At 60.1% G+C, this 22,485-nt stretch carries 21 protein-coding genes; 18 read left to right on the top strand and 3 right to left on the bottom strand.

The window, feature by feature from the left end; genetic code table 11:
- Positions 1-471: 471 nt before the first annotated feature.
- From NKI08_RS20335 to NKI08_RS20250, 18 genes are all read left to right on the top strand, one after another.
- Positions 472-792 carry a HesB/IscA family protein gene (locus NKI08_RS20335; protein ID WP_023678237.1) on the top strand — a complete coding sequence of 107 codons (321 nt, stop codon included), beginning with the start codon at positions 472-474 and terminating at the stop codon, positions 790-792.
- A 264-nt stretch (positions 793-1,056) separates the two neighbouring features.
- A complete protein-coding gene (locus NKI08_RS20330) occupies positions 1,057-1,302 on the top strand; it encodes a NifU family protein (RefSeq protein WP_352480504.1) in 246 nt (81 codons plus the stop codon).
- On the top strand, positions 1,253-2,470 hold the full coding sequence (nifS, locus tag NKI08_RS20325) for a cysteine desulfurase NifS (protein WP_352771726.1): 1,218 nt from the start codon (positions 1,253-1,255) through the stop codon (positions 2,468-2,470). Before NKI08_RS20330 ends, nifS begins: the two co-directional genes overlap by 50 nt.
- Complete coding sequence (nifV, locus tag NKI08_RS20320; protein ID WP_352516051.1) at positions 2,467-3,675, top strand: homocitrate synthase; 1,209 nt, start codon at positions 2,467-2,469, stop codon at positions 3,673-3,675. The genes nifS and nifV overlap by 4 nt, the downstream gene beginning before the upstream one ends.
- Positions 3,672-4,052 (top strand): nitrogenase stabilizing/protective protein NifW, encoded by a 381-nt coding sequence (nifW, locus tag NKI08_RS20315; RefSeq protein WP_352480507.1) that lies wholly within the window; start codon positions 3,672-3,674, stop codon positions 4,050-4,052. Before nifV ends, nifW begins: the two co-directional genes overlap by 4 nt.
- Positions 4,053-4,240: 188 nt before the next feature.
- Positions 4,241-5,092: an electron transfer flavoprotein subunit beta/FixA family protein gene (locus NKI08_RS20310; RefSeq protein WP_352480508.1), complete on the top strand. Its 852-nt coding sequence runs from the start codon at positions 4,241-4,243 to the stop codon at positions 5,090-5,092.
- Positions 5,093-5,110: 18 nt separating this feature from the next.
- Positions 5,111-6,220: an electron transfer flavoprotein subunit alpha/FixB family protein gene (locus tag NKI08_RS20305; protein ID WP_352480509.1), complete on the top strand. Its 1,110-nt coding sequence runs from the start codon at positions 5,111-5,113 to the stop codon at positions 6,218-6,220.
- A gap of 9 nt (positions 6,221-6,229) precedes the next feature.
- Positions 6,230-7,537 carry an FAD-binding protein gene (locus NKI08_RS20300; RefSeq protein WP_352495016.1) on the top strand — a complete coding sequence of 436 codons (1,308 nt, stop codon included), beginning with the start codon at positions 6,230-6,232 and terminating at the stop codon, positions 7,535-7,537.
- An 11-nt stretch (positions 7,538-7,548) separates the two neighbouring features.
- A complete protein-coding gene (locus tag NKI08_RS20295) occupies positions 7,549-7,848 on the top strand; it encodes a ferredoxin family protein (protein WP_352771724.1) in 300 nt (99 codons plus the stop codon).
- A 181-nt stretch (positions 7,849-8,029) separates the two neighbouring features.
- On the top strand, positions 8,030-9,793 hold the full coding sequence (nifA, locus tag NKI08_RS20290; RefSeq protein ID WP_352771722.1) for a nif-specific transcriptional activator NifA: 1,764 nt from the start codon (positions 8,030-8,032) through the stop codon (positions 9,791-9,793).
- Positions 9,794-10,031: 238 nt separating this feature from the next.
- The gene (nifB, locus tag NKI08_RS20285; protein ID WP_352548217.1) at positions 10,032-11,510 is read left to right on the top strand and encodes a nitrogenase cofactor biosynthesis protein NifB; all 1,479 of its coding nucleotides are present in this window, start codon (positions 10,032-10,034) and stop codon (positions 11,508-11,510) included.
- Between the two features lie 32 nt (positions 11,511-11,542).
- Complete coding sequence (locus tag NKI08_RS20280; protein WP_023678248.1) at positions 11,543-11,737, top strand: 4Fe-4S dicluster domain-containing protein; 195 nt, start codon at positions 11,543-11,545, stop codon at positions 11,735-11,737.
- Positions 11,738-11,836: 99 nt separating this feature from the next.
- Positions 11,837-12,157, top strand: coding sequence for a nitrogen fixation protein NifZ (locus tag NKI08_RS20275; RefSeq protein ID WP_352542072.1), 321 nt, complete (start codon positions 11,837-11,839; stop codon positions 12,155-12,157).
- Positions 12,154-12,366: a putative nitrogen fixation protein NifT gene (nifT, locus tag NKI08_RS20270; protein ID WP_352542071.1), complete on the top strand. Its 213-nt coding sequence runs from the start codon at positions 12,154-12,156 to the stop codon at positions 12,364-12,366. Before NKI08_RS20275 ends, nifT begins: the two co-directional genes overlap by 4 nt.
- A gap of 37 nt (positions 12,367-12,403) precedes the next feature.
- Positions 12,404-13,309 (top strand): SIR2 family NAD-dependent protein deacylase, encoded by a 906-nt coding sequence (locus NKI08_RS20265; protein WP_352771719.1) that lies wholly within the window; start codon positions 12,404-12,406, stop codon positions 13,307-13,309.
- Between the two features lie 73 nt (positions 13,310-13,382).
- Positions 13,383-15,251 (top strand): ABC transporter ATP-binding protein, encoded by a 1,869-nt coding sequence (locus tag NKI08_RS20260; RefSeq protein WP_352771717.1) that lies wholly within the window; start codon positions 13,383-13,385, stop codon positions 15,249-15,251.
- Positions 15,251-17,146, top strand: a complete 1,896-nt coding sequence (locus tag NKI08_RS20255; RefSeq protein ID WP_352771715.1) for an ABC transporter ATP-binding protein — start codon at positions 15,251-15,253, stop codon at positions 17,144-17,146. The genes NKI08_RS20260 and NKI08_RS20255 overlap by 1 nt, the downstream gene beginning before the upstream one ends.
- 173 nt (positions 17,147-17,319) lie before the next feature.
- Positions 17,320-17,508 carry a hypothetical protein gene (locus NKI08_RS20250; RefSeq protein WP_352771713.1) on the top strand — a complete coding sequence of 63 codons (189 nt, stop codon included), beginning with the start codon at positions 17,320-17,322 and terminating at the stop codon, positions 17,506-17,508.
- A 247-nt stretch (positions 17,509-17,755) separates the two neighbouring features.
- Here the strand turns inward: NKI08_RS20250 and NKI08_RS20245 are convergent, their stop codons facing one another.
- From NKI08_RS20245 to nifA (NKI08_RS20235), 3 genes are all read right to left on the bottom strand, one after another.
- Positions 17,756-18,796 (bottom strand): LLM class flavin-dependent oxidoreductase, encoded by a 1,041-nt coding sequence (locus NKI08_RS20245; RefSeq protein ID WP_352506792.1) that lies wholly within the window; start codon positions 18,794-18,796, stop codon positions 17,756-17,758.
- Positions 18,797-18,887: 91 nt separating this feature from the next.
- Entirely contained in the window at positions 18,888-20,027 is a 1,140-nt protein-coding gene (gene hisC / locus NKI08_RS20240; protein WP_023678255.1) for a histidinol-phosphate transaminase, read from the bottom strand.
- A 235-nt stretch (positions 20,028-20,262) separates the two neighbouring features.
- On the bottom strand, positions 20,263-22,035 hold the full coding sequence (gene nifA, locus NKI08_RS20235) for a nif-specific transcriptional activator NifA (RefSeq protein ID WP_502899652.1): 1,773 nt from the start codon (positions 22,033-22,035) through the stop codon (positions 20,263-20,265).
- Positions 22,036-22,485: the final 450 nt, after the last annotated feature.

Genomic DNA, 22,485 nt, shown 5'->3' with positions numbered 1-22,485 from the left:
GAGCGATTGTGGGTGTTGTCGCAATCGGCCAATCGGTCATTCGGATGCCACGGGCGGCGCTGCTTCGCCAAACAAAGCGTGTCTGACCCAGTCCTGACATGTTGCTCCCTTGCTTCGCCGCATCGATCGCGAGGGCACCCACGACACGATTGTGGATCGGCAGTCTCTTGCCGCCTCGCCAGTGGAGCTTCAAAAACTGTGCCAATTGCGCCGAAGCAAGCCCAGAAGGAGTCTTCTGTAATGGTCATTGGTTTAATGTGAGTTCAGCCAACAACTCAGGCCCAACATCCCGCGTGGCGGACCCGACAAACCCGACAGTACGTGTCGGTTGGCCGACACCTTCGCAGCAATGGACTCACAAGAACCACCGCAGGGTCAGAGATGCCGCGCTGTGTTGAAACATTTTTTCGCTTTGGCACGGTGCATGCAACGTGATGCGCAAGCAGGTCCCGGACTGAGGAGAATGGAGCCATGATTACGCTCACCGACAACGCTGTTGCCGCCATCAAGACTGCTCTTTCCCGCGCCAGCGAGCCGGCGGAAGGCTTTCGCATCATGGTCCAGGCCGGCGGCTGCGCCGGCTTCAAATACTTAATGGGCCTGGAGAGCGTGTCGCGCGAGGGCGACGCGATCACCGAGACAGATGGGATCAAGCTGTTCGTGGACGCGGGCTCCCAACCGCATGTCGCCGGCATGACCGTCGACTTCCTCACCGGGCTCGAATCTTCCGGCTTTGTCTTCGATAACCCCAACGCGCGCGAGAAGTGCGGCTGCGGCAAGTCCTTCAGTTGATCGCCCGAAGCGCCTGTGCGGGTCCATGAAGCGATTGCCGCCGACGGACTCATTTGCGGCAGAGGAGGCTTATATGGCCGGCACAACAGATGTCCCTGTCCTCAAGAACAAGGCAAGGTCGAAGCCGATCTTGGGACCGGCAATCGCTTCAGGTAGGATGCAAAGAACGTCGCCTCCCGAAACAGTTCGGTTCCTGGTGGCACCCAAGCTGCTGGCGGCCAAATCGCGCCGCTGCGCCAAATTCGGCTTATCGATAACGTTGTCGTGTTCGGGCGTCCTTACCTGCGGGCTGACGGCGGCGACTGCGGACTTGGCCATGCCGACGCCGATCCGGTCTACGTCAAACTCTCGGGCGTCCGCGCCGGCTGCCAGTTCGGGCCCATCATCATCAACGGCATACGCCAGAGGCTCAATGAGGCGGTCGCGCGCTCGCGTCATTCCGGTCAACTGAGGATCGCACATGAAACCTGTCTACCTCGACAACAACGCAACCACACGGGTCGATCCTGAGGTCGTGCAAGCGATGTTGCCGTTCTTTAGGGATCAATTCGGCAACCCTTCGTCGGCGCACGCTCTTGGCGCCTCAGTCAGTGCGGCGGTGAGAAAGGCGCGGAGGCAGTTGCAAGCTCTGATCGGCGCGGAGTTCGACGATGAGATCACCTTCACCTCGGGTGGGACAGAAAGCGACAATGCAGCGCTTCTTTCGGCGCTCGAGGCGGCGCCCAACCGAACCGAAATCGTGACGTCCGCGGTCGAGCATCCCGCCGTGCTGACGCTCTGCGCGCATCTTGAGAAGACCCGCCGCGTCAAGGTGCACAGGATCCCGGTGGATTGCCGTGGCCGGCTCGACCTCGACGCCTATATGGCCGCCCTCACCCCACAGGTGGCAATCGTCTCGATAATGTGGGCGAACAATGAGACTGGTGTGATCTTCCCCGTGGCCAGGCTTGCCGAGTTGGCCAAGGAAGTGGGCGCCCTTTTCCATACCGATGCTGTGCAGACGGTCGGCAAGCTTCCGATGGACCTGAACTCGACCGCAATCGACATGCTGTCGCTCTCCGGCCACAAGCTGCACGGGCCGAAAGGGATCGGCGCGCTTTTCGTAAAACGTGGCGTCAATTTCCACTCGCTGATCAAGGGGGGCCACCAAGAACACAACCGGCGTGCTGGCACCGAGAATACGCCCGGCATAGTCGGGCTCGGCATGGCGGCCGAACTCGCCTTGAAATTCATGGACGACGAGACCACACGGGTAAAGTCGCTCCGCGACCGTTTAGAGGACGGGATTCTCCAGCGCATCCCAAGCACCTGTGTCACCGGTGATCCCCTGGAACGGTTGCCCAACACCGCAAACATCTCCTTCGAAGATGTCGAAAGTGATGGAATTCCACTCCTCCTCAGCCGCGTGGGCATCGCGTGTTCCTCCGGCTCTGCCTGCACCTCCGGCTCTCTGGAACCGAGCCATGTCCTGAGCGCGATGAAAACGCCACACGCGGCAGTCCGCTTCTCCTTGGCGCGGGACAACGGCGAAGCGGACGTCGACCGGGTGCTCGAGGTCATGCCGGCAATCGTGGAGAAGCTGCGTGGCTTTCCCAGTTCTGGGCCGGGTAACCGAAGCTCCGAAGACGGTCAATCCGGTCTATGCCTGAGCGGCAGCAGAACCGGCTACCGTTCATGACCCGTCATGTCTTTCTCAACGATACGACCTTGCGCGATGGCGAGCAGGCGCCCGGCGTCGCCTTTACCACGACGGAAAAGCTGGAGATCGCCGAGTCTCTTGCAGCGGCCGGCGTCACAGAGATCGAGATCGGCACGCCGGTCATGGGCGCCGACGAGATCGAAACAATTCGCGCCGTGGTCGCGCGGTGTCTCCCGGTTCGGCTCATGGCCTGGTGCCGGATGACGTCGCTGGATCTCGATGCAGCGATCGAGAGCGGCGTCCACGCCATCAATCTATCGCTGCCTGCGTCGGACATCCAACTTGCCGCCAAGCTCGGCCTCGATAAGGCGGGAGCGCTCCAGGTCATCGAACGTATGGTCAGGCGCGCAGCCGCCGCCGGCTTCTTCGTCGCGGTGGGCTGCGAGGACGCCTCGCGGGCCAATCGGGATCATCTCGCCCGCGTCATCGAGACGGCTGCACGCGCCGGCGCAAGCCGCGTCAGGCTAGCCGACACAGTCGGCGTTCTCGACCCGTTTTCGACCTTCGAACTTGTCGCCCAGCTCGTGCCGCAGTCTCCAATCGAGCTTGAATTTCATGCGCACAACGATCTCGGACTTGCTGCCGCCAACACGCTGGCCGCGATCCGCGCAGGCGCGCGCCATGCGTCCGTCACCGTCCTGGGGCTCGGCGAGCGTGCGGGCAATGCCGCGCTGGAAGAGGTGGCCGCCGCGATGGCGGTCCTCGACGGCGCGGATACCGGCATCGAGCTGACCGCATTGCCCGACCTCGCCGCCCAGGTGGCTTGGGCCGCCCGCCGGCAGACCGCGGCCATTAAACCGGTCGTCGGCGCCGATGTTTTCACGCACGAATCCGGCATTCACGTCGCAGGGCTGCTGAAGGACTCGCGTACTTATCAGGGGCTCGATCCGGCTCTCGTGGGCCGCTGCCGGCGTATCGTCATCGGCAAGCATTCCGGCGCCACTGCGATTGCCCATGTGCTGAGCGAAAGCGGCCGCGATCTCGACCCGGATCTGGCAGCCGCGATGGTGGCCCGCGCCCGGCGCGAGGCGACCGAGACCAAATCGACCGTCACTGCAACTCAACTGGTCGAGCTCTACGATGGAATGTGCAGCGAGGCATCCCTCGCGGAGCTGTGCGGGTCCAGGTCAGCCGTGCGCGAGCGCACCGACACCACAGTTTTCCGACCAGGGAGAATGCAATGAATTGTTCCGCTGACAGCCGCCCTATCGATGTCACCGACATCCTCGCACGACTGAAGCGCCTGTCGGCTGCGGAGGAGTTCTTCGCAGTCCTTGGCGTCTCCTATGATCCGAAGGTGCTGAATGTCTCGCGGCTCCATATCATGAAGCGCGTGGGCCAATACCTTGCCGAAGAAGATTTCTCCGGTCTGCCCGACCAGGTGATTGCCGCGCGGGTGCGCGCGACGCTCGAACGCGCTTACGAAGACTTCGCGATTTCCTCGCCGCTCTCGCATCGGGTCTTCAAGGTGCTCAAAGACCACGATCCGAACAAACCTGCCACGCCGGGCCGCACCTTTGTCCCATTCGACTCCGTACTGAAGCGGTTCGGACAGGAATGACCGCGACACGGGTTGCGACGCGACAATGTCGAGAAGCCGACAAATCCGTCATCACCACGGCGCCCTCGGAAGCAACCAAGCGAAGTTCTAGGGATAGGGGGCAGCCCAAAACAGTTGGCACGAATGATGCAAACCAAGGAGATAAACCGCCAAGCCCGCATCCGGACAGGAGCCTGGAGAAACCGCCAATGCACATCGTAATCTGCATCAAGCAGGTGCCGGACTCGGCACAGATAAGGGTCCATCCGGTGACGAACACGATCATGCGCCAGGGTGTTCCGACTATCATCAACCCTTACGACCTGTTCGCCCTCGAAGAAGCTCTCAAACTGCGCGACGCCTATGGTGGCGAAGTCACCGTGCTCACTATGGGTCCGCCCATGGCAGAGGACGCGCTGCGCAAGGCGCTCGGCTACGGCGCCGACCGAGCGGTGCTCTTGACCGACCGCTATTTTGCCGGCTCCGACACGCTGGCGACCTCGTTCGCCCTTTCCCAGGCAATCGCAAAAGTTGGCGAGACGTTCGGCACGCCAGACCTCGTCTTCACCGGCAAGCAGACGATCGATGGCGACACCGCCCAGGTCGGGCCCGGCATCGCCAAGCGCCTCGGACTCCTGCAACTGACCTATGTCGCGAAGATCGCCTCTATTGACCTTGCTGCACGCGAGATCAAGGTCGAGCGCCGCTCCGAAGGCGGCACACAGATGCTGAAGAGCAGGCTCCCTTGCCTCATCACTATGCTGGAAGGCACAAACGAGATCCGCCGGGGCTCGATCCAGGACGCCCTGTGCGCCGCGCGCAGCCAGGTCTTGAAATGGAGTGCCGCCGACGCCGGCATTGAGGATCTCACCAAATGCGGCCTGCGCGGTTCACCGACGGTCGTCAAGCGCGTTTTCGCGCCTCCTGCGCGAGCGGAAAAGGCGGCAAAAATCGACACCGCCGAGATGGCTTTGCGCGATGTCGCTGACGAACTCATCACGGCAATCTTCACCCGCCAGCCGGCATTGGAACATGAGCTCGCCTTCAACGGCGGCGCGTGAGAGGGCAAGGATCAGACGATGTCGAACGCGAACCGAGAAACCCCTCGCCCTGCCGCCGGCCGTGCCGGCATAAAGAAGGAGCTGCCCGCGCATTTCAAGGACTACCGGCACGTTTGGGTTTTCATCGAGCTCGAACGCGGTCAGGTCCATCCCGTATCATTCGAACTGCTCGGCAAAGGCCGCAAGTTAGCAGACAAGCTTCAGGTCCAGCTTGCGGGCGTCGTGCTTGGACCGCCGGGAGAGGCCATCGGGAACGCCGTTGCCGAAGCCTTCGCTTATGGTGCCGACCTGGTCTACATCGTCGAGGAGCCGCTGCTCGCCGACTACAGGAACGAGCCTTTCACCAAGGCGATGACGGATCTGGTCGATACCCACAAACCCGAGATCCTTCTTCTCGGTGCCACCACACTCGGCAGGGATCTTGCCGGCTCCGTGGCGACGACCTTGCAGACAGGGCTCACGGCCGACTGCACCGAACTCGATGTGGATACCGACGGTTCGCTCGCCGCCACCCGTCCGACTTTCGGCGGTTCCTTGTTGTGCACGATCTATACGCTCAATTTCCGCCCCCAGATGGCGACAGTGCGACCGAGGGTCATGCCCATGCCGCAGCGGGCGGATAAACCGGTCGGGCGTGTCATCCGGCACAAGCTCTCGGTAGCCGAGGACGAGATCGTTACCAAAATCCTCGGCTTCCTGCCGGATAGTCAGTCGGCAAAGGCAAATCTTGCCTATGCCGACGTCGTGGTTGCGGGAGGCCTCGGTCTAGGCGCGGCGGAGAACCTGCAGCTTGTGAAGAATCTCGCGCGGGCAATCGGCGCCGAGCATGGCTGTTCGCGCCCGTTGGTCCAGAAGAGCTGGATGCCAGCTGATCGGCAGATCGGCCAAACTGGCAAGACCATCCGGCCGAAGCTTTACATAGCGGCCGGGATTTCCGGCGCCGTCCAGCATCGGGTTGGCGTCGAGGGGGCGGATCTCATCGTGGCCATCAACACCGACCCGAACGCGCCGATTTTCGATTTCGCTCACCTCGGGATCGTCACCGACGCGATCCGCTTCCTGCCCGCACTGACGGAAGCCTTCACCCGGCGGCTGTCGCCCCACAGTCGCGATAAGCTTGCGAGCTAAGGGATGGACATGATTGAGGAACAATTCGACGCCATTGTTATTGGGGCCGGCATGTCCGGAAACGCAGCTGCTTACACCATGGCCAGCCACGGCCTGAAGGTGCTGCAGTTGGAGCGGGGTGAATATCCGGGCTCCAAGAATGTCCAGGGTGCCATCATGTACGCGAACATGCTGGAGAAGATCATCCCGGATTTCCGGGACGATGCGCCTCTCGAGCGGCATTTGGTTGAACAGCGGCTTTGGGTGATGGACGACACATCCCATACCGGGATTCACTATCGGTCGGACGACTTCAATGAGGCGAAGCCCAACCGCTACACGATCATTCGTGCCCAGTTCGACAAATGGTTTTCGCGTAAGGTGCGCGAGGCCGGCGCGACGGTTCTGTGCGAGACGACCGTGACGGAACTCATCCGTGACGCCAAGGACAGGGTGATCGGCGTCCGCACAGACCGGGCCGGCGGAGCCATTTACGCGGACGTGGTCGTCCTCGCAGAAGGTGTCTGCGGACTCCTTGGCACGCGGGCCGGCCTGCGCGAGATGCCGAAGCCGCAAACCGTGGCGCTCGCCGTCAAGGAAATGCATTTCCTGCCCGAAGAGGTCATTGAGCAGCGGTTCGGCCTCAAAGGCGATGAAGGCTGCGTGATCGAGGCGGTGGGCACGACCTCCCGCAGCATGGCCGGGCTCGGCTTCCTCTACACCAACAAGGAGTCGATCTCACTGGGCATTGGCTGCCTCGTCTCCGATTTCGCCGCGATGGCCGAGAGCCCTTACGTCCTCCTCGACGCCTTAAAAAGCCATCCTTCGATCCGGCCGCTGATCGCCGGCTCGGAAGTGAAAGAATATTCCGCGCATCTCATTCCCGAAGGCGGCTACAAGGCTATTCCGCAGCTCTTTGGCGACGGTTGGGTCGTGGTCGGCGATGCCGCGCAACTGAACAACGCCATTCACCGCGAGGGTTCGAACCTCGCCATGACCTCCGGCCGCATCGCGGCTGAGGCAATCATCGAGGTCAAGAGCCGCAACGGTCCTATGACCAAACGGAATCTCGCCCTTTACAAAGCCATGCTGGACAAGTCCTTCGTGGTCAAGGACCTAAGGAAATACAAAGACATGCCGGCCTTGCTCCACACCAATTCCTGCAATTACTTCACGGCTTATCCGCGGTTGATGTCGCAAGCCGCGCAGAACTTCATGCGTGTCGACGGCACGCCGAAGATCGAGAAGGAAAAGGCGACCACGGCGGCCTTCATCAAGGCGCGCTCGCGCTGGGGGCTGGTCAGCGACGCGGTCCGCCTTGCATTGGCGTGGCGCTGAGGGGAGACGAAATGACGATCGCAGTGACGAAGTCACGTGTCGAGGACAAGCTTTACCAGAACCGCTACTTGGTGGATTCCGGCCGTCCGCATATCAAAGTGCGACCGCACGAGAGGCCAAGCGCGAACTTGCTCGGGCTGACCCACGTCTGCCCGGCGAAATGTTATGAGTTGAACGACAAAGGTCAAGTGGAGATCACTGCCGACGGCTGCATGGAGTGCGGCACCTGCCGGATTTTGTGCGAGACCAGTGGCGAGATCGAGTGGAACTATCCACGCGGCGGCTTCGGAGTCCTCTTCAAATTCGGATGAGGACGCACGCACCGTATCAAGAGGGTCAATCTTGGTACACCTGAGGTCGCGACCAATGCCAAGTCTATCTTTGCTTGAATTGCCCCGCCACGAAGAGAAGCTCGTGAATACTGTGCTTTCACAATTCAGACTCAGACACAAAAGGAGGAGCACTCTGGACGACAACCGCTGAGGTGTTTCCATGGCTCACGTACCGCAAGATCGGGTCGACGAGGTAGCACCTCGGGATACCCGCCCTGAACCGCCCATCAAAAGCATGCCCCAAGCAGATATCGCGCTCAGGGGACTCTACGAGATATCGAAGGTGCTGACCGCCCCCAGCGAGCTGGAGATTACGCTCGCCAATGTCGTGAACATCCTGCCTTCGTTTCTGCAGATGCGTCACGGAGCAATCGTCGTCCTGGACGCTGAAGGAGAGCCGGAGATTGCCGCAACTGCCGGCAATACCCACGCACCTCAATCAGGCACTCGCCGCGTCATACCACAGGCCATAACAGATCAAATCGTCGCTACGGGGACGCCGCTCTTCATACCGGACGTCCGCAAGTCCCAACTATTTCAGGCTGACCTTCAAACATCTTCGAGCAGCGGCACCATCCCAATTGCCTTTATCGGTATCCCGCTAAAGGCTGATCATAAAATCCTTGGGACATTGTCGATCGACCGCGCCGGAGACGGCGCCACCGACTTTCGCGACGACGAGGACACATACTTCCTGACGATGGTCGCCAACCTTGTCGGCCGGACGATCCGTCTCCATCGCATCCTGAGTACAGATCGTCAGCGGTCTGTCCATGAGCAATGCAGACCGGAGAAATCGCCCAACGAGGGGAGGACCTACGACCCTGCCCGGCATGCGGATGTCAAAATCGACGGGATCATCGGGGAAAGCCCCGCACTCAAGCAGGTGCTCGAAACCGTCTCGGTCGTAGCAGGGACCAATTCCACCGTGCTACTGCGGGGTGAAAGCGGCACCGGCAAGGAATTCTTTGCGCAAGCCATCCATAAGCTCTCACGTCGGAGGAAGAAGTCTTTCGTCAAATTGAACTGCGCCGCACTGTCTGAAAGCGTTCTGGAGTCAGAACTGTTTGGGCATGAAAAGGGCGCTTTCACGGGTGCTATCTCCCAGCGCGCCGGTCGTTTTGAATTGGCAAATGAGGGAACGCTGCTACTTGATGAAATCGGCGAGATTTCGCCGGCCTTTCAAGCCAAGCTGTTGCGTGTCTTGCAGGAAGGCGAGTTGGAGCGAGTCGGCGGCACCAAAACGCTACAGGTCGACGTGCGCCTCATATGCGCCACCAACAAGGACCTCGAGACGGCCGTCATAAAAGGGGAGTTCAGGGCCGACCTTTATTACCGCATCAATGTGGTGCCAATTATCCTGCCTCCGCTCAGAGAGCGACCCGGCGATATTCCACGCCTTGCGAACGCCTTCCTCAATCGATTCAACAAGGAGAACGATCGCGCACTCGCCTTCGCGCCGTCGGCGCTTGACCTGATCTCGCAATGCTACTTCCCTGGTAACGTCCGCGAGCTGGAGAACTGCGTCCAAAGGACGGCCACACTTGCGCGTTCAAGGACGATCACGCCATCCGATTTCGCCTGTAAGAAGAGCCAGTGCCTTTCCTGGCTCCTCTGGAAGCGAGCCGACCGCTCGAATGGCGGCAATACCATCGACGATCTCGCACGGGTCAACGCAGTGCCGGTCGGATTGCGGCTGCCGGCCAGTCGCATCGGTGCCTCCGCAGGCAACGTTTCTCCCCTTGCGGCCGGCGAGCCAAACGATCCCGCTTGTCCCCCGCGTCTGACGGAACGCGATCGGCTGATCGACGCGATGGACAAGGCCGGTTGGGTTCAGGCCAGGGCGGCTCGTATCCTCGGCCTCACGCCGCGGCAAATCGGCTACGCGCTGCGCCGATATGGCATCGAGGTGAAGAAATTCTAGACGTCGTGATGACGTCAAACGTAAGCCCGAAGTAGTCTCCCTCACACCCTTCGCGCCCAAGGCTGGTAGCCTTCGCGACCCGATTTGCTTGTCCACTGTCGGAAGCCCGACAAAGGTGTGTCGGAGCAATCCGACGGAATCCGACACGAAAGCCAATTCGTGAACCAAAACCGCTCTTTGAGCTGGCATAGCTCTTGCGGTTTGAACTGCGACATTCACCCAGCAACGGAGCCGTTCGATGTCCGCACCGGCAATTTCGCTTGAGAGCCTCAGCACGACATTCGATGACCAGTTGCTTGCCACCGTGAAAGCCGGTGGCTGCGCGTCTTCGTCCTGCGGCTCGTCGATAAAGCCGGACGACACGGATCCGGCTGTCTGGGACAAGATCAAGGATCACCCCTGCTTTTCAGAAGAGGCGCATCACTATTTCGCGCGCATGCACGTCGCGGTGGCGCCCGGCTGCAATATCCAGTGCAACTACTGCAATCGCAAATATAACTGCGCCAACGAAAGCCGGCCTGGGGTGGTCTCCGAAAAGCTGACGCCCGACCAGGCGCTACGCAAGGTGATCGCGGTCGCCAACGAGGTGCCGCAGCTTTCCGTGCTCGGCATCGCCGGACCTGGCGATGCCTGTTACGACTGGAAGAAGACGAAGGCAACGTTCGAACGAGTCGCCAGGGAAATCCCAGACATCAAGTTTTGCATCTCCACGAATGGGCTCGCGCTGCCGGACCATGTCGATGAGCTTGCCGACATGAATGTCGATCACGTGACGATCACCATCAACATGGTCGACCCTGAGGTCGGTGCAAAGATCTATCCTTGGATCTTTTACGACCATCGCCGCTACGTCGGCATCGAAGCCGCCCGGATCCTGCACGAGCGGCAGATGTTGGGTCTGGAGATGCTGACCGCGCGCGGCATCCTCACCAAAATCAATTCGGTGATGATCCCCGGCGTGAACGATGAGCATCTGATCGAGGTGAATAGATGGGTCAAGGAGCGAGGCGCGTTCCTGCACAACCTCATGCCGCTGATTTCGGACCCGGCGCACGGCACGCACTACGGACTGAGCGGGCAACGCGGCCCAAACGCAATGGAGATGAAGGCTCTTCAGGATCGTGTCGAAGGCGGCGCCCAGTTGATGCGCCACTGCCGGCAGTGCCGGGCAGATGCCGTCGGCCTGCTCGGTGAGGATCGTGGCCAGGAATTCACAGTCGACCGAATTCCCGGCGAGGTCACCTATGATGCCAGCAATCGCAAGGCCTATCGGGAGCTGGTCGCGGAGGAGCGCCGTGATCACGTGGCGGCTAGGAGAGAAGCGATCGGATTGGTCAAGGCAGCGAGCCCCGGCAAGTCCCTTCTCTTCGCAGTGGCGACCAAGGGCGGCGGCCGCGTCAATGAACATTTCGGCCATGCGAAGGAATTCCAGGTTTACGAAGCATCGCCGAGAGGGATCAGCTTTGTCGGGCATCGCAAGGTCGAGCAGTATTGTCTCGGCGGCTGGGGCGGAGAAGCCGCCCTGGATGGCGTCATCGCTGCGCTTGAGGGCATAGATGTCGTGCTGTGCGCCAACATCGGAAACTGCCCGCAGGATCAGCTCGCCGACGCTGGAATCCAAGCCACCGACGCATATGCCCACGACTATATCGAGACCGCAATCAGCGCGATTTACGCGGCCGCGTCTGGGACCCCCGCACTCGCGGCGACGGCCTGAGCGCGTCTCATCCATTCGGACCAGGAGTTAAAATGGCTTTCAAGATCATCGCATCCCAATGCACCCAATGCGGCGCCTGCGAATTCGAGTGTCCCTCCGGCGCGATCAAGTTCAAAGGCGAGAGCTATGTGATCGAGCCGCAAAAGTGCACCGAGTGCGAGGGGGTCTTCGATGCGCAGCAATGTGCCTCGGTATGCCCGGTGCCGAAGACCTGCGTTCCTGCGTGACGGACATTGGGCTGCCGACATGGTCGGGGATGCCTTCGCAGGACGCCTGGAACGCCTTTGTTCACAATCTGCAGCCTCAAGAGAAATCAGGGAACGGACATGTCGCTCGGACGCGAAGAGGAGGTCGAAATCCGCAGGCCTCCACGATTCATGCCGGGAGAGCGGGTACGTGCCACTCGCCACATAAAGAATGACGGCACCTATCCTGGCAGGGAGATCGGCGAAAATCTCGTGCGGAAGGGCGACGAGGGATATGTGCGCGACATTGGCACCTTTCTCCAGCAGTTCTTCATCTATGCGGTCGAATGGGTCGACCGTGGCACCGTCGTCGGCATGCGAGCGCGTGAACTGATGAGCCTCGACAAGGCCGAGGCGCCCTGCAGTGCTGAAAGCAATACCAATGAAGGGACGGCCAGATGAAAGTCATGATCCGCAGGACCGAGGCTGGCTTGTCGGCGTATGTCCCGAAGAAGGACCTCGAAGAGCCGATCATCAAGCTCGAGAAGGAAGAGTTGTGGGGCGGAACGGTGACGCTCAGGAACGGGTGGCGGCTCCTCCTACCCGATCTTCCACGGGATACGCGTCTGCCGATCACCGTCGAGGCAAGGAAGGTTTCCGAACAGGACTGATGCTGCCCCTTGATAGGTGCGTCGCGAGGAAACGAGCATGAACACGATCCTGACATCGGGCCACCTCGTCATCGTGCGGGACAGTTTTGCCGAAAAGCTGCTTGACCTGGCGAAGGAAGCGCTGGCCGCCGATGAGGTGATCCCCTATCTCGGTCCGGGTCTTCTTGGGTTCAACTGTGCGGAACCGCCTGTGCCGCATACGCCGGAGGTCGTTGCCGCGGCACTCAATGCGCGGGCGCCAGCCCCTTCCAGGATCCGCACCAATATGTGGTCGGTTGCGCAGTTCATCGAACAGCGCCGGCATCGCCGGACGCTGCAAGCTTGGATGACCGACATATTCGCAGCGCCGGTGTCGCCGACCCTCCTCCACGCCTGGCTCGCAAGGCTGCCGCTCTCCCTCATCGTCGACAGCTGGTACGACGGCGCGATGCGCACGGCTCTCGTAGAGACCGGCCGAACGGACGTCGTTGAGATACAGGGCGTCACGCGGGCGAACGAAATCGGTAACATTTGGACGAAAACCTACGATTTGTCCGGGAGGGAACTCGACCCCCGATCGGGGGCCAAGACGGTTCTCTATACGCCTCACGGGAGTATTAGGCCGGCGCAAAACTTTCTCGTCGCAGATTCCGACTATGTCGAAGTTCTGACCGAAATCGATATCCAGACACCGATCCCAGACGTGGTGAAGGAACGGCGCATCACCCGTGGATTTTTCTTCGTTGGCTGCCGCTTCAACGATCAGATGCTGCGCACCTACACCAGGCAGATCATGAAGCGCTCCCGAGGTCCATATTGCGCGGTAATGGACGCGGAAACGCTGACCAGAAACGAAGCGCGTTTCCTTGCGGCAAGCGGAATCACGGTGATCGACATGCCAGTAAGTGAAGCCGCGGCTCGGCTTACAGGAACGCGCCCTGCTGCAGGTGGTGGACAGGATTAACAATGGCGGGCCCCTTTGATGATTGGTCCTTCGGCTTGCCTCCAAGGCGCAAAATGCAGTCGGGAATACACCCGTGAGCAGTGATGCTATCGGCAGCGCAACGAACGCTCTGAATTCGTTGACCCATGTGGAAGCGGCGCGCTGGGGCCGGGATTTGAGTACGCTGTTGCGCATCACGCGTATGAATTTGCGGCATCCCTGGCAGGTCGCCTTCGCCATGGGCTCGACGGTCCTGGCGGCAATCCTCCAGTTGCTCATTCCCCAGCTTCTCGGCCGGGCCGTCGACCTGACCCAGACAGCCATCGGGGGCGGTGTCGCGGGGACCGCGGCAGGACAAGCGCTCTGGACCCCGGCTCTCCTGCTGCTCGCCGTCAGCGCGCTACGCGGCCTTTTCACGATGGCGCAGAACTATTTTGCCGAAGCCGTCGGGCATCATGTCGCGTACGAACTGCGGCTCGCCTACTACGACAAGATCCAGCGTCTCAGCTTTTCCTTTCACGACCGGGTCCATTCAGGCGATCTGATCACCATCGGAATGCTCGATCTCCAAGGCGTGCGGATGTATTTTTCCACCGCGCTCGTTCGCGTGCTCCTGCTCACCGTGCTGATCGGGATCGGCGCCTACATGATGATCTCGACCGATCCCATGCTCGGCCTGGTCGCGCTGAGCTTCGTGCCTTTTGTCGCCTGGCGCTCATCGGCCACACAGCTTAGGCTGCGCGCCACCTGGCTCGACCTGCATGAGCGGCTTTCGGTACTGAGCCGCGTGATGGAGGAAAATCTCGCAGGCATCCGCGTGGTCCGCGCTTTTGCGGCTCAAGCCTACGAGATGCTGAAGTTCGACGGCGCTTCCAGGAACGCGCTCGACCTCGCCCACGACCGCGTTGACATCTACGTGCCCAGCACGTCGGCGATGACCTTGTCCTTCTTTTTCGCAATGGGATTGGTGCTCTGGATCGGTGGCAGCAAGCTCGTCGCTGGCGAGATCAGCGTCGGAACGGTGGCGACCTTCCTGACCTTCATGACAATCCTGCAAATGCCAGTCCGCCAGATCGGCCTCATGGTCAATGCCTTTGCCCGCGCTTCTAGCTGCGGTTCGCGGCTTTTCGGTCTCCTCGACCAGGAGATCACAATCAGGGATGCTCTCGAGGCCAGACCGCTCGAGATAAGCGACGGCACTCTGCGCTTCCACAATGTCTCGTTTGCGTACCCCAGCGCCGAAAACCGCGCCATTCTGAAGAACCTCAGCTTTGAGGCCCGTAGAGGCGAGACGATCGCGATCGTCGGTCCGCCAGGTTCGGGCAAATCGACGATGGCTCATCTGGTCCCCCGCTTTTACGACGTGACCGGTGGCGCCATCACGCTGGACGGCCAGGACGTACGCAATGTCACCCTCGCGACGCTTCGCAAGGCGGTCGCCGTCGTACAGCAGGATGCATTCCTATTCACCACTACGATCGAGAACAACATCGCTTATGGCGATCCCTGGGCGAAGAGACAGCGAATAGAACGCGCTGGCGAATTCGCCCAGCTCCACAACTACATCCTCGGGCTCCCAGCAGGCTACGAGACGGTCGTGGGCGAACGCGGCGTCTCTCTCTCTGGCGGCCAGCGCCAGCGTCTCACGATTGCTCGCACCATGATGCTGCGCCCCTCCGTCGTCGTTTTCGACGACTCAACGGCCGCGATCGATGCCGGCACCGAGCAGCGCATCCGCGCGGCGATGCGGCGCTTCGCCAAGGATCGGGTGACGATCATCATCGCGCACCGGCTGAGTGCGCTTATGCATGCCGATCAGATCCTTTTTGTCGATAACGGCGAAATCGTAGAACGCGGCACGCATCAAGAGCTTTTGGCGAAGCGGGGACGCTACAGTGCCCTTTACGATCTCCAGACGCGCCCGGGTGATGACATTATGACCCAGTATGGGGGCGCCCGCTGATGGCGCAGGGCTGCGCCGGCGAACTCGAAGCCGAACGTGACGACGGCAGACGCCCTCCGCGCGCGGTTGTCGGCTCGCACCGCATCGAGGAGGAGATGTTCGGCCGGGCTTTCGACAAGAGCATCCTCCGGCGCATCTGGGCCTTCGTCCGTCCCTATCGGGCCAGGGTAGTCATCACGATTGCAGCAATGCTGATCTTCACCGGGACGCAGCTTCTCATCCCGTTGATCATCCGCTACGCGCTCGACCAGGGCATGAACCCGGCAAGGACCGATCGCTCAGCCCAGCTTGCGGCCGTCGGCGCGTTCGTTTTGGCGATTTTGGTCAATTTCGCTGCCGGCTACATGCAGGAAACCGTGGTTGGGAAAGTGGCCGAAACTGTCCTGTTCGACATCCGCCGCGCCATGTTTGGCCATCTGCAGAAGGTTTCGCTCTCCTTCATGGACAAGACCGAGGTCGGACGCCTCATGTCGCGCCTGCAAGGCGACGTCAACTCCATACAGGAATTCCTCGAAACCTCGGTATATTCCGTAGGCGATGTTGCGCTTCTCTTCGGCATCGTTTTCGTAATGCTGTGGCTCGACTTCCGCCTCGGCCTCCTGACGCTCTCGGTTCTGCCGGTCCTGGTGATCGTCCGCATTGTCTGGCTGCCGCGTGCCCGCGACGCCTTCATGGCCGCACACGAGACTAATTCCGTCGTCAACGGCGCGCTGGCCGAAGCCATTCACGGCGTGCGCACCGTCCAGTCAATGGACCGCCAGCAGGTGAATTTCATCCTTTTTGACGACAAGGCCCATGCCAACCTCAGGACCCACCTGATCGCTGCCAAATATGCACTGGTCATGGTGCCTATCGTCGATGGCCTCACCGGCCTCGCCATGGCCGCCGTTATTGTGGTCGGCGGCTCGATGGTCATGAATGGCCGCATAGATGTGGGCGTATTGGTTGCCTACCTATTTTACATCCAGCGCTTCTTTGACCCGATCCGCTCACTCACCCTGCAATATTCGGTCATGCAGCGCGCCATGGCCTCAGGCAAGCGCCTGACCGATGTGCTCGACGTCAAGATCGATGTTCAGGACAAACCCAATGCCGAGGTGCTTTCGCCCGAAATGGACGGCTCGGTCGAGTTCAGGGACGTCACCTTCGGCTACAATCCGAACCGTTCGGTGCTGAAAAATGTCTCCTTCCGGGTCAATCCCGGCGAGACGGTCGCACTGGTCGGGCCGAGCGGTTCTGGCAAATCGAGCGCGATGGCCCTGGTCCACCGCTTCTATGATGTTCAGCAGGGCCAAGTGCTGGTCGGCGGACATGATGTGCGCGATCTCACCCAGGAATCGCTCGGCCGCCAGGTCGCCATGGTGCTGCAGGAGCCGTTCCTGTTCACCGGGACGGTCTTCGAGAACATTCGATACCACAAGACGGAAGCCACGCGCGACAAGGTGATCGAGGCCGCCAAGGCGGTGGGCGCCCACGACTTCATAATGAGCCTCGCCGACGGGTATGAGACCCAACTTGGCGAACGCGGCGACAACTTATCTCTCGGCCAGCGCCAGCTTATCAGTTTCGCCCGCGCCCTCGTCGCCGACGCCAAGATCCTCGTGCTCGACGAAGCTACCGCCAACATCGACAGCTACACGGAAATGCAGATTCAGAAGGCTCTGATAAAGCTGCTTGAAGGGCGCACTGGCCTCGTCATCGCCCACCGTCTTGCCACGATCCGGGGTGCCGACCGCATCATCGTGCTTCAGAATGGCCAAGTTATTGCGACTGGCAACCACGATCAGCTAATAGCCATGGGGGGCCTGTATTCCAAACTCTACAATCTCAACTACGCCTCCTTTGACGATATTCCAGAACACGATACGACCGTACAAGCCGGCTCCCAGACCTGACGTCTTGGCGGCCTTGTGGTACTGACATTGACTTCGGGCGTGCCGGCGGACACTCAGGCCGCCGCAGACGAGGAAGCAGGCAGCATTCATGCAAAGCACTCGCGCGGATCGTGAAGACCGGCTGCGAACGATTTCCTCCAGCGTCGTTATCCGACCGCGGTGCACCCCGCGACATGGGCGAACTCGCTCCAGGTGGTGTCGCTCGGCGTAGCAAAGCCGCTCGCGAGCGCGCCCTCAACAGCGCCGTAGCGAGTGACGGCTTTGCTACCGCCGAGCCGCTGATGAAGCTGGATGCGGGAGCCGCCACCGGCGCCGCCCCGGTCGAGAAGAACCTCTTGCGGCGGGCTATGGGCAACGACTAGCGCGAGCGCGGCGAGCAGATGCGTGCCGGCATCGTGACGCGCTCGGCCATCATCTCCTTAGGATCGTGCAGTCTCACACCGTGCCCAGATGCCGGCCAACGTACAAACCTGGTAATCTGTGCCGCCGGCTCGTCGTCAGTTTGGCCTCCCTCACGATTTCCCCAATCCCCACCACGTGCACGCTCGAGCAATGTGAGGGAGCGCTGTTACAACGATTTACCTTCGGATCAGACCGCGAATTTCATGGTCAGCCAAGTCGAGCCATGATTTCGGATTGAATGGTCGTCGCGGTGTATAGGGAAGCATCTAGCGGCAGATTCCCAAATGCCAGTTGACAAAGAAGGTAGTTAGCACCTGCCTCTTCCAACTGACTGAGCAGAGCTTCTCGCACAGACGCTGCTGATCCTACCACGCACAATTCACTCTCGACTGCCGCATCGAAGGTCAGCGGCAGGTTGGGTGGAGTGGGGATAGCGTTAAGCTCGTAAAGGAATTGGAAGCTCTTGAGCCATCGTTCGTAAGCAGGTGCCGCGAGCGAATAGGCATGTGTGTCACAACGCCCAACCACGACCATGCGGAGCAATCCAATAAATGGCGCTCGATTGCCCGCGCCAGTGTTGTCCTCTTGATAGGCGCGGAACGCATCAGTAGTTTTGCGAACAGAAGAGGAAGGTCCTACACACGCGATATTTGCTCCATTCGCAGCGGCCCAGGCTGCGGACTCGGGTCGATTGGCGGCGACCCATGTCGGCGGATGTGGACGCTGATGAGGTCTTAGCGTCAAAGGAACGTCATTGAGCTCAAAATGGCGGCCCTGATAGCACAGCGTGCCAACCTTCATGGCATTAACAAGTATTTCAACAAGAATTTCGCTGGCTTCCGCATAGCGGCCCGGCACCGCGTCCGCACCAATCCCGAAGTAACCCAATTCGATCGGGAGAGCACCGCGCCCTATGCCCAGTTCGAGCCTGCCACCGCTCAACTGGTCCAGCATACAGATCTCTTCGAACGCACGCAGCGGATGATAAAGCGCAAGCAGCATCACCAAGGGTCCGAGACGCAGGCGCCGGGTGCGCTGGGCGACGCTCGATAAGAACAGATTCGGCGATGGACCTCTCCCATGGGGGGTACAGTGGTGCTCTGCGAGATGATAGGCATAGAACCCTAGCTGATCGCACGCCTCTGCTAATATCAGGCGATCTTCGTACTGCCGGGCGATATCGAGGCCGTCCTCGTCCAGATGATCGAAGATGCCGAAGGCTAGGTTTGAAGGAAAGACGTTTGTCACTCGATATTGTCCCTGATTTTAAAGAAAAATGTTGTCGTGCTTGGGTGACCAAGCAAGTCTAAAGATAGCAATGTGTGATATCGGATTAGCGTCAGCGTACCGAACGAGCAGAGCCTGACGCTCCCCTGCCCGTGGTGCTTGGTATGTTTAAGCTTCCAACTATATCGCGAGCGGCAGCAAGAAATGCATCCAATTGCTCTTTTGTGCCGATGCTGACGCGGATGCAATGTTCCAAACCATTGTCCGGAAAGTAGGCAACGAGTATCTTTTGCCTTTCCAAGGCTGCTTGCCACCATGAGCCGTCCTGTCCCGCTGGCACACGGGCTAGCAGGAAATTTGCGTGGGAGGGCGTTACGGAAAATCCAAGTTGCGACAGTGCGGCTGTCACTCGCTGTCGTTCATGTCTGATGTGCTTGTGGTTCTCTGCGTAGGCGCCGCGATGCGCAAGCACGCTGATACCAACCGCATGCCCGATCACGTTCATGTTGAAGACGTTCTGGATGTTGCGCAGCCTGCCAATAATCTCAGGGTGACCGAAACCGAAACCGACGCGAATGCCGGCGGCGGCATAGCTCTTCGAAAATGTTCTCAAGATCAGAAGGTTCGAATAACGGTTGATGAGGCGCAGCCCGTGATCGGGTGCAAAGTCGACGTAGGCCTCATCAAGGACGACCAGGCGATCCGATTGTGCCACGAGGCGTTCGATATTGCTTATCGAGAGGAATGTTCCGGTCGGATTGTTTGGATTGGCCACCAGAATGAACTTGGCGTCTTTTGCCGGACCGGAAAGCAATTGCTCCATTGGCAGCGAATGAGTTTGACATCCGATCTCGAGAAACTCAGCACCATGCAACATGGCAAGTTTGCGGTTGAACGAAAACCCTGGCGATATCATCGCCACCTTGTCGCCAGGGGCGAGGAAAGCTCTGTAGATGAGTCCGAGCAGTTCAGACGACCCGTTGCCTGCTATGACCTGATCCGTGGATACGCCATAGGTATTGGACGCTGCTTCCCTCAAGCTGATGTTATCGTCGTCCGGATACAGATACTGGCGATTGAGGGCCGCCACTGCACTTTGCATTATGATTGGCGGCAACGGAAACGGGTTCTCATTCGTATTCAGCTTGACAAAACTTTTGTCCGGCGCTGGTCCGTTGGACGGCAGAGCATCTAACTGTCGCGTCCCTTGCGGAAGAGACGAAAGCACTGCTTGCAGTTTTGCATCGGACATATTTTTTCTCCGTTTCAGTCGCACAGGGGCATCCGTATGAGCTCGCAACGAGAGCAACATGGCGGACGGATTGACGATGGCAGCGTCGCCTTTCACAAGATGGTCGCAACGCCGGCTGCCACGGGAATTCGGCCAGGCTGTCCTCGGTCGGATCGACTTGACGCGGACGCGGATCTGCATCCCTGCGCGGGCCAAGCCGCTAAGCGGTCTCAGCTAATCCGCCTGAGTCATGCTTTCACAGACGCTTGACCTCGATGCCGTATTTCCTCAGCACGTAGCCAATCTGGCGCGGGGTCAGTCCAAGCAGGCGCGCCGCCTTTGCTTGCACCCAGCCACATCTTTCCATGGCAGCAATGACGCGCTCGGCGTCGGTGGTCCTCGCGCCCAATGAGTGGGTTGCTCCGGCAGGCGGGACTGTGGTGGCGGCCGAACGAGCGGCCGCATCCGGCGGCGTGGCCGGATTCACTGCCTCTGGCAGGATTGGCGCTGGTTGCAGCGCGGCCTTGCCCGATCTGCTCTTCCGCAGCGCCTCAGCAAAGCATTGGTCGTGGGAGCACGCAAAGTCGTTTCTCCCGATTGATAGTCCCTCCGCCAGGATCGCTGTCCGGTGCACGCAATTTTCAAGCTCGCGAATGTTGCCGGGAAATTCACATTTCATCAGTACTTCAATCGCACGCGGATCGAAGGTTAGCGTACGGCCGTTCTCATCGTTGAAATTCTTGAGAAACTCAGCTGCGAGGAGCGGAATATCGCTGCGCCTTTGGCGTAACGCCGGCACCAGCAAGGGAACCACGTTGATGCGATAATATAGGTCGGCGCGGAACTCATTCCTTGCAACCGCCTCTTCAAGGTTCCTGTTCGTGGCGGCAATCACGCGAACGTCGACCTTGATGGTCTGGTTGCTGCCGACGCGCTCAAACTCCTGCTCCTGCAGCACGCGCAGTAGCTTTGCCTGGAAGGAGCCCGAGATCTCGCCGATCTCATCCAGAAACAACGTCCCCTTGTCGGCGAGCTCAAAGCGACCCTTGCGGGAATTGAACGCGCTTGTGAAGGCACCCTTCTCATGACCGAACAATTCGGATTCCAGGACTGTCTCTGGCAGCGCTGCACAATTGAGTTTGATGAAGGGCCGCTTGGCGCGCGGCGACAACTCGTGAATTGCCTTGGCGACCAGCTCCTTCCCGGTACCGGATTCGCCTCGCAACAGAACCGTAGTCTTTGCCTTAGCTACCACTGCGATCTTCTCGAGCAGCGCGCTTAGCGCCGGACTATCGCCAATCATTCCCTTGACGTGAACCTTCTTGCGCTGCGGTGCAGGGTGCTTGACATCAGAGAATTGCGTTTGCAGCCGATCTTCCACCTCCGTCGGTCGTTCGCGGTCGCCCGCAGAGAAGCGGTGCAACTTGACTGTCTGTCCCACCATGTTGCCTATCATGGTGAGCAGCCGGACATCATAATCGAGCCGATACGTTGACCTGCTGTCCAAGGCGCGGTCGATAGTCAGCGTGCCTACGGCGTTCCCATCAACACGAATGGGAACGCCGATGAAGGACACGGTGTCGGAGGCCCCAAGCACCTCTATGTCAGCGGCAGTGAAGGCCGAATGCACCGCTATGTTCTCGGCGACGAGCGGCGTGTCCGTCGTCACAATCAGATCGATTGCCTTGCGCGGCAGGCGCATCCGGGAGCGCTCATCGCTGTTCTCGTCGCAGCCGGTGACTACGGTAATGTCCAGTACGCCCTCAGCGTCGAAGAGAGCGATGATGCCGTGCCGCATCTGCACAAACGAGGGCAGGAGATCGACGACCTTGGCCAACGTGACTTCGAGCGGGGCGGGGTCGGTGAGTACTTTCGATATTTCGAAGATGCCGGTAAGCGCGTGCTCGTGCGATGGCACACAAGGGACCGCGGTGTTCATCTCGGACTTTGGGTAAGCCCTTTTCGCATCCGGAAGCGAAATGCGGCACTCGCTGGCATTTTGTTCTGATTTGGGAATGTTGTGGTGCATATGATCCTCGATCTCGCGCCATGAAATGCATGCCGGCGGCATGTGCGCCCGCGACGTCGCGGGCAAGCGCGAAAATGCTCTGACGTGAACTCGTGCCACCGCCGTGTGGTCGAGTGCAAAGCGGGTCGACCCCTGACGCATCGCTTGGCTCTCCCTCCACGAAGCTTGGCCACGTTCTCGGCTTGCACGGGGGCAACCACACGTTGATTTTCAAAAGACTGGAGCGAGGCGGGATAGTCAATCGAGCTTTCTTTCATTCGTGAAGGAAACCTCGCGGCCTATGATAGAATTCATCAGTTCTAATTTTTGTCGGCGATGTTGAACGACAGAAATACGGCGCCGGCGATGCGGTGCCCGAGCGGCTGACCGCGCCGAGTTGCCGGGCCGTGCCAGTCACCAGCGCCTGCGAACCAGGGGCGGGAGCGATAATCACTGCCGACGACACTGGTC

This window comes from Mesorhizobium sp. M0768, from assembly GCF_040320195.1.
Taxonomy (GTDB): Bacteria; Pseudomonadota; Alphaproteobacteria; order Rhizobiales; family Rhizobiaceae; genus Mesorhizobium.
Note: the sequence above shows the minus strand (reverse complement) of the source record. Positions and strands in the feature narration are given on the sequence as shown.

What these genes read in the sequence shown, in the direction of transcription:
- NKI08_RS20335 (WP_023678237.1), top strand. Translation starts at nt 472, where the DNA reads ATGATTACGCTCACCGACAACGCTGTTGCCGCCATCAAGACTGCTCTT.
- nifS (WP_352771726.1), top strand. Translation starts at nt 1,253, where the DNA reads ATGAAACCTGTCTACCTCGACAACAACGCAACCACACGGGTCGATCCT.
- nifV (WP_352516051.1), top strand. Translation starts at nt 2,467, where the DNA reads ATGACCCGTCATGTCTTTCTCAACGATACGACCTTGCGCGATGGCGAG.
- nifW (WP_352480507.1), top strand. Translation starts at nt 3,672, where the DNA reads ATGAATTGTTCCGCTGACAGCCGCCCTATCGATGTCACCGACATCCTC.
- NKI08_RS20310 (WP_352480508.1), top strand. Translation starts at nt 4,241, where the DNA reads ATGCACATCGTAATCTGCATCAAGCAGGTGCCGGACTCGGCACAGATA.
- NKI08_RS20305 (WP_352480509.1), top strand. Translation starts at nt 5,111, where the DNA reads ATGTCGAACGCGAACCGAGAAACCCCTCGCCCTGCCGCCGGCCGTGCC.
- NKI08_RS20300 (WP_352495016.1), top strand. Translation starts at nt 6,230, where the DNA reads ATGATTGAGGAACAATTCGACGCCATTGTTATTGGGGCCGGCATGTCC.
- NKI08_RS20295 (WP_352771724.1), top strand. Translation starts at nt 7,549, where the DNA reads ATGACGATCGCAGTGACGAAGTCACGTGTCGAGGACAAGCTTTACCAG.
- nifA (WP_352771722.1), top strand. Translation starts at nt 8,030, where the DNA reads ATGGCTCACGTACCGCAAGATCGGGTCGACGAGGTAGCACCTCGGGAT.
- nifB (WP_352548217.1), top strand. Translation starts at nt 10,032, where the DNA reads ATGTCCGCACCGGCAATTTCGCTTGAGAGCCTCAGCACGACATTCGAT.
- NKI08_RS20280 (WP_023678248.1), top strand. Translation starts at nt 11,543, where the DNA reads ATGGCTTTCAAGATCATCGCATCCCAATGCACCCAATGCGGCGCCTGC.
- NKI08_RS20275 (WP_352542072.1), top strand. Translation starts at nt 11,837, where the DNA reads ATGTCGCTCGGACGCGAAGAGGAGGTCGAAATCCGCAGGCCTCCACGA.
- nifT (WP_352542071.1), top strand. Translation starts at nt 12,154, where the DNA reads ATGAAAGTCATGATCCGCAGGACCGAGGCTGGCTTGTCGGCGTATGTC.
- NKI08_RS20265 (WP_352771719.1), top strand. Translation starts at nt 12,404, where the DNA reads ATGAACACGATCCTGACATCGGGCCACCTCGTCATCGTGCGGGACAGT.
- NKI08_RS20255 (WP_352771715.1), top strand. Translation starts at nt 15,251, where the DNA reads ATGGCGCAGGGCTGCGCCGGCGAACTCGAAGCCGAACGTGACGACGGC.
- NKI08_RS20250 (WP_352771713.1), top strand. Translation starts at nt 17,320, where the DNA reads ATGGGCGAACTCGCTCCAGGTGGTGTCGCTCGGCGTAGCAAAGCCGCT.
- hisC (WP_023678255.1), bottom strand. Translation starts at nt 20,027, where the DNA reads ATGTCCGATGCAAAACTGCAAGCAGTGCTTTCGTCTCTTCCGCAAGGG.
- nifA (WP_502899652.1), bottom strand. Translation starts at nt 22,035, where the DNA reads ATGCACCACAACATTCCCAAATCAGAACAAAATGCCAGCGAGTGCCGC.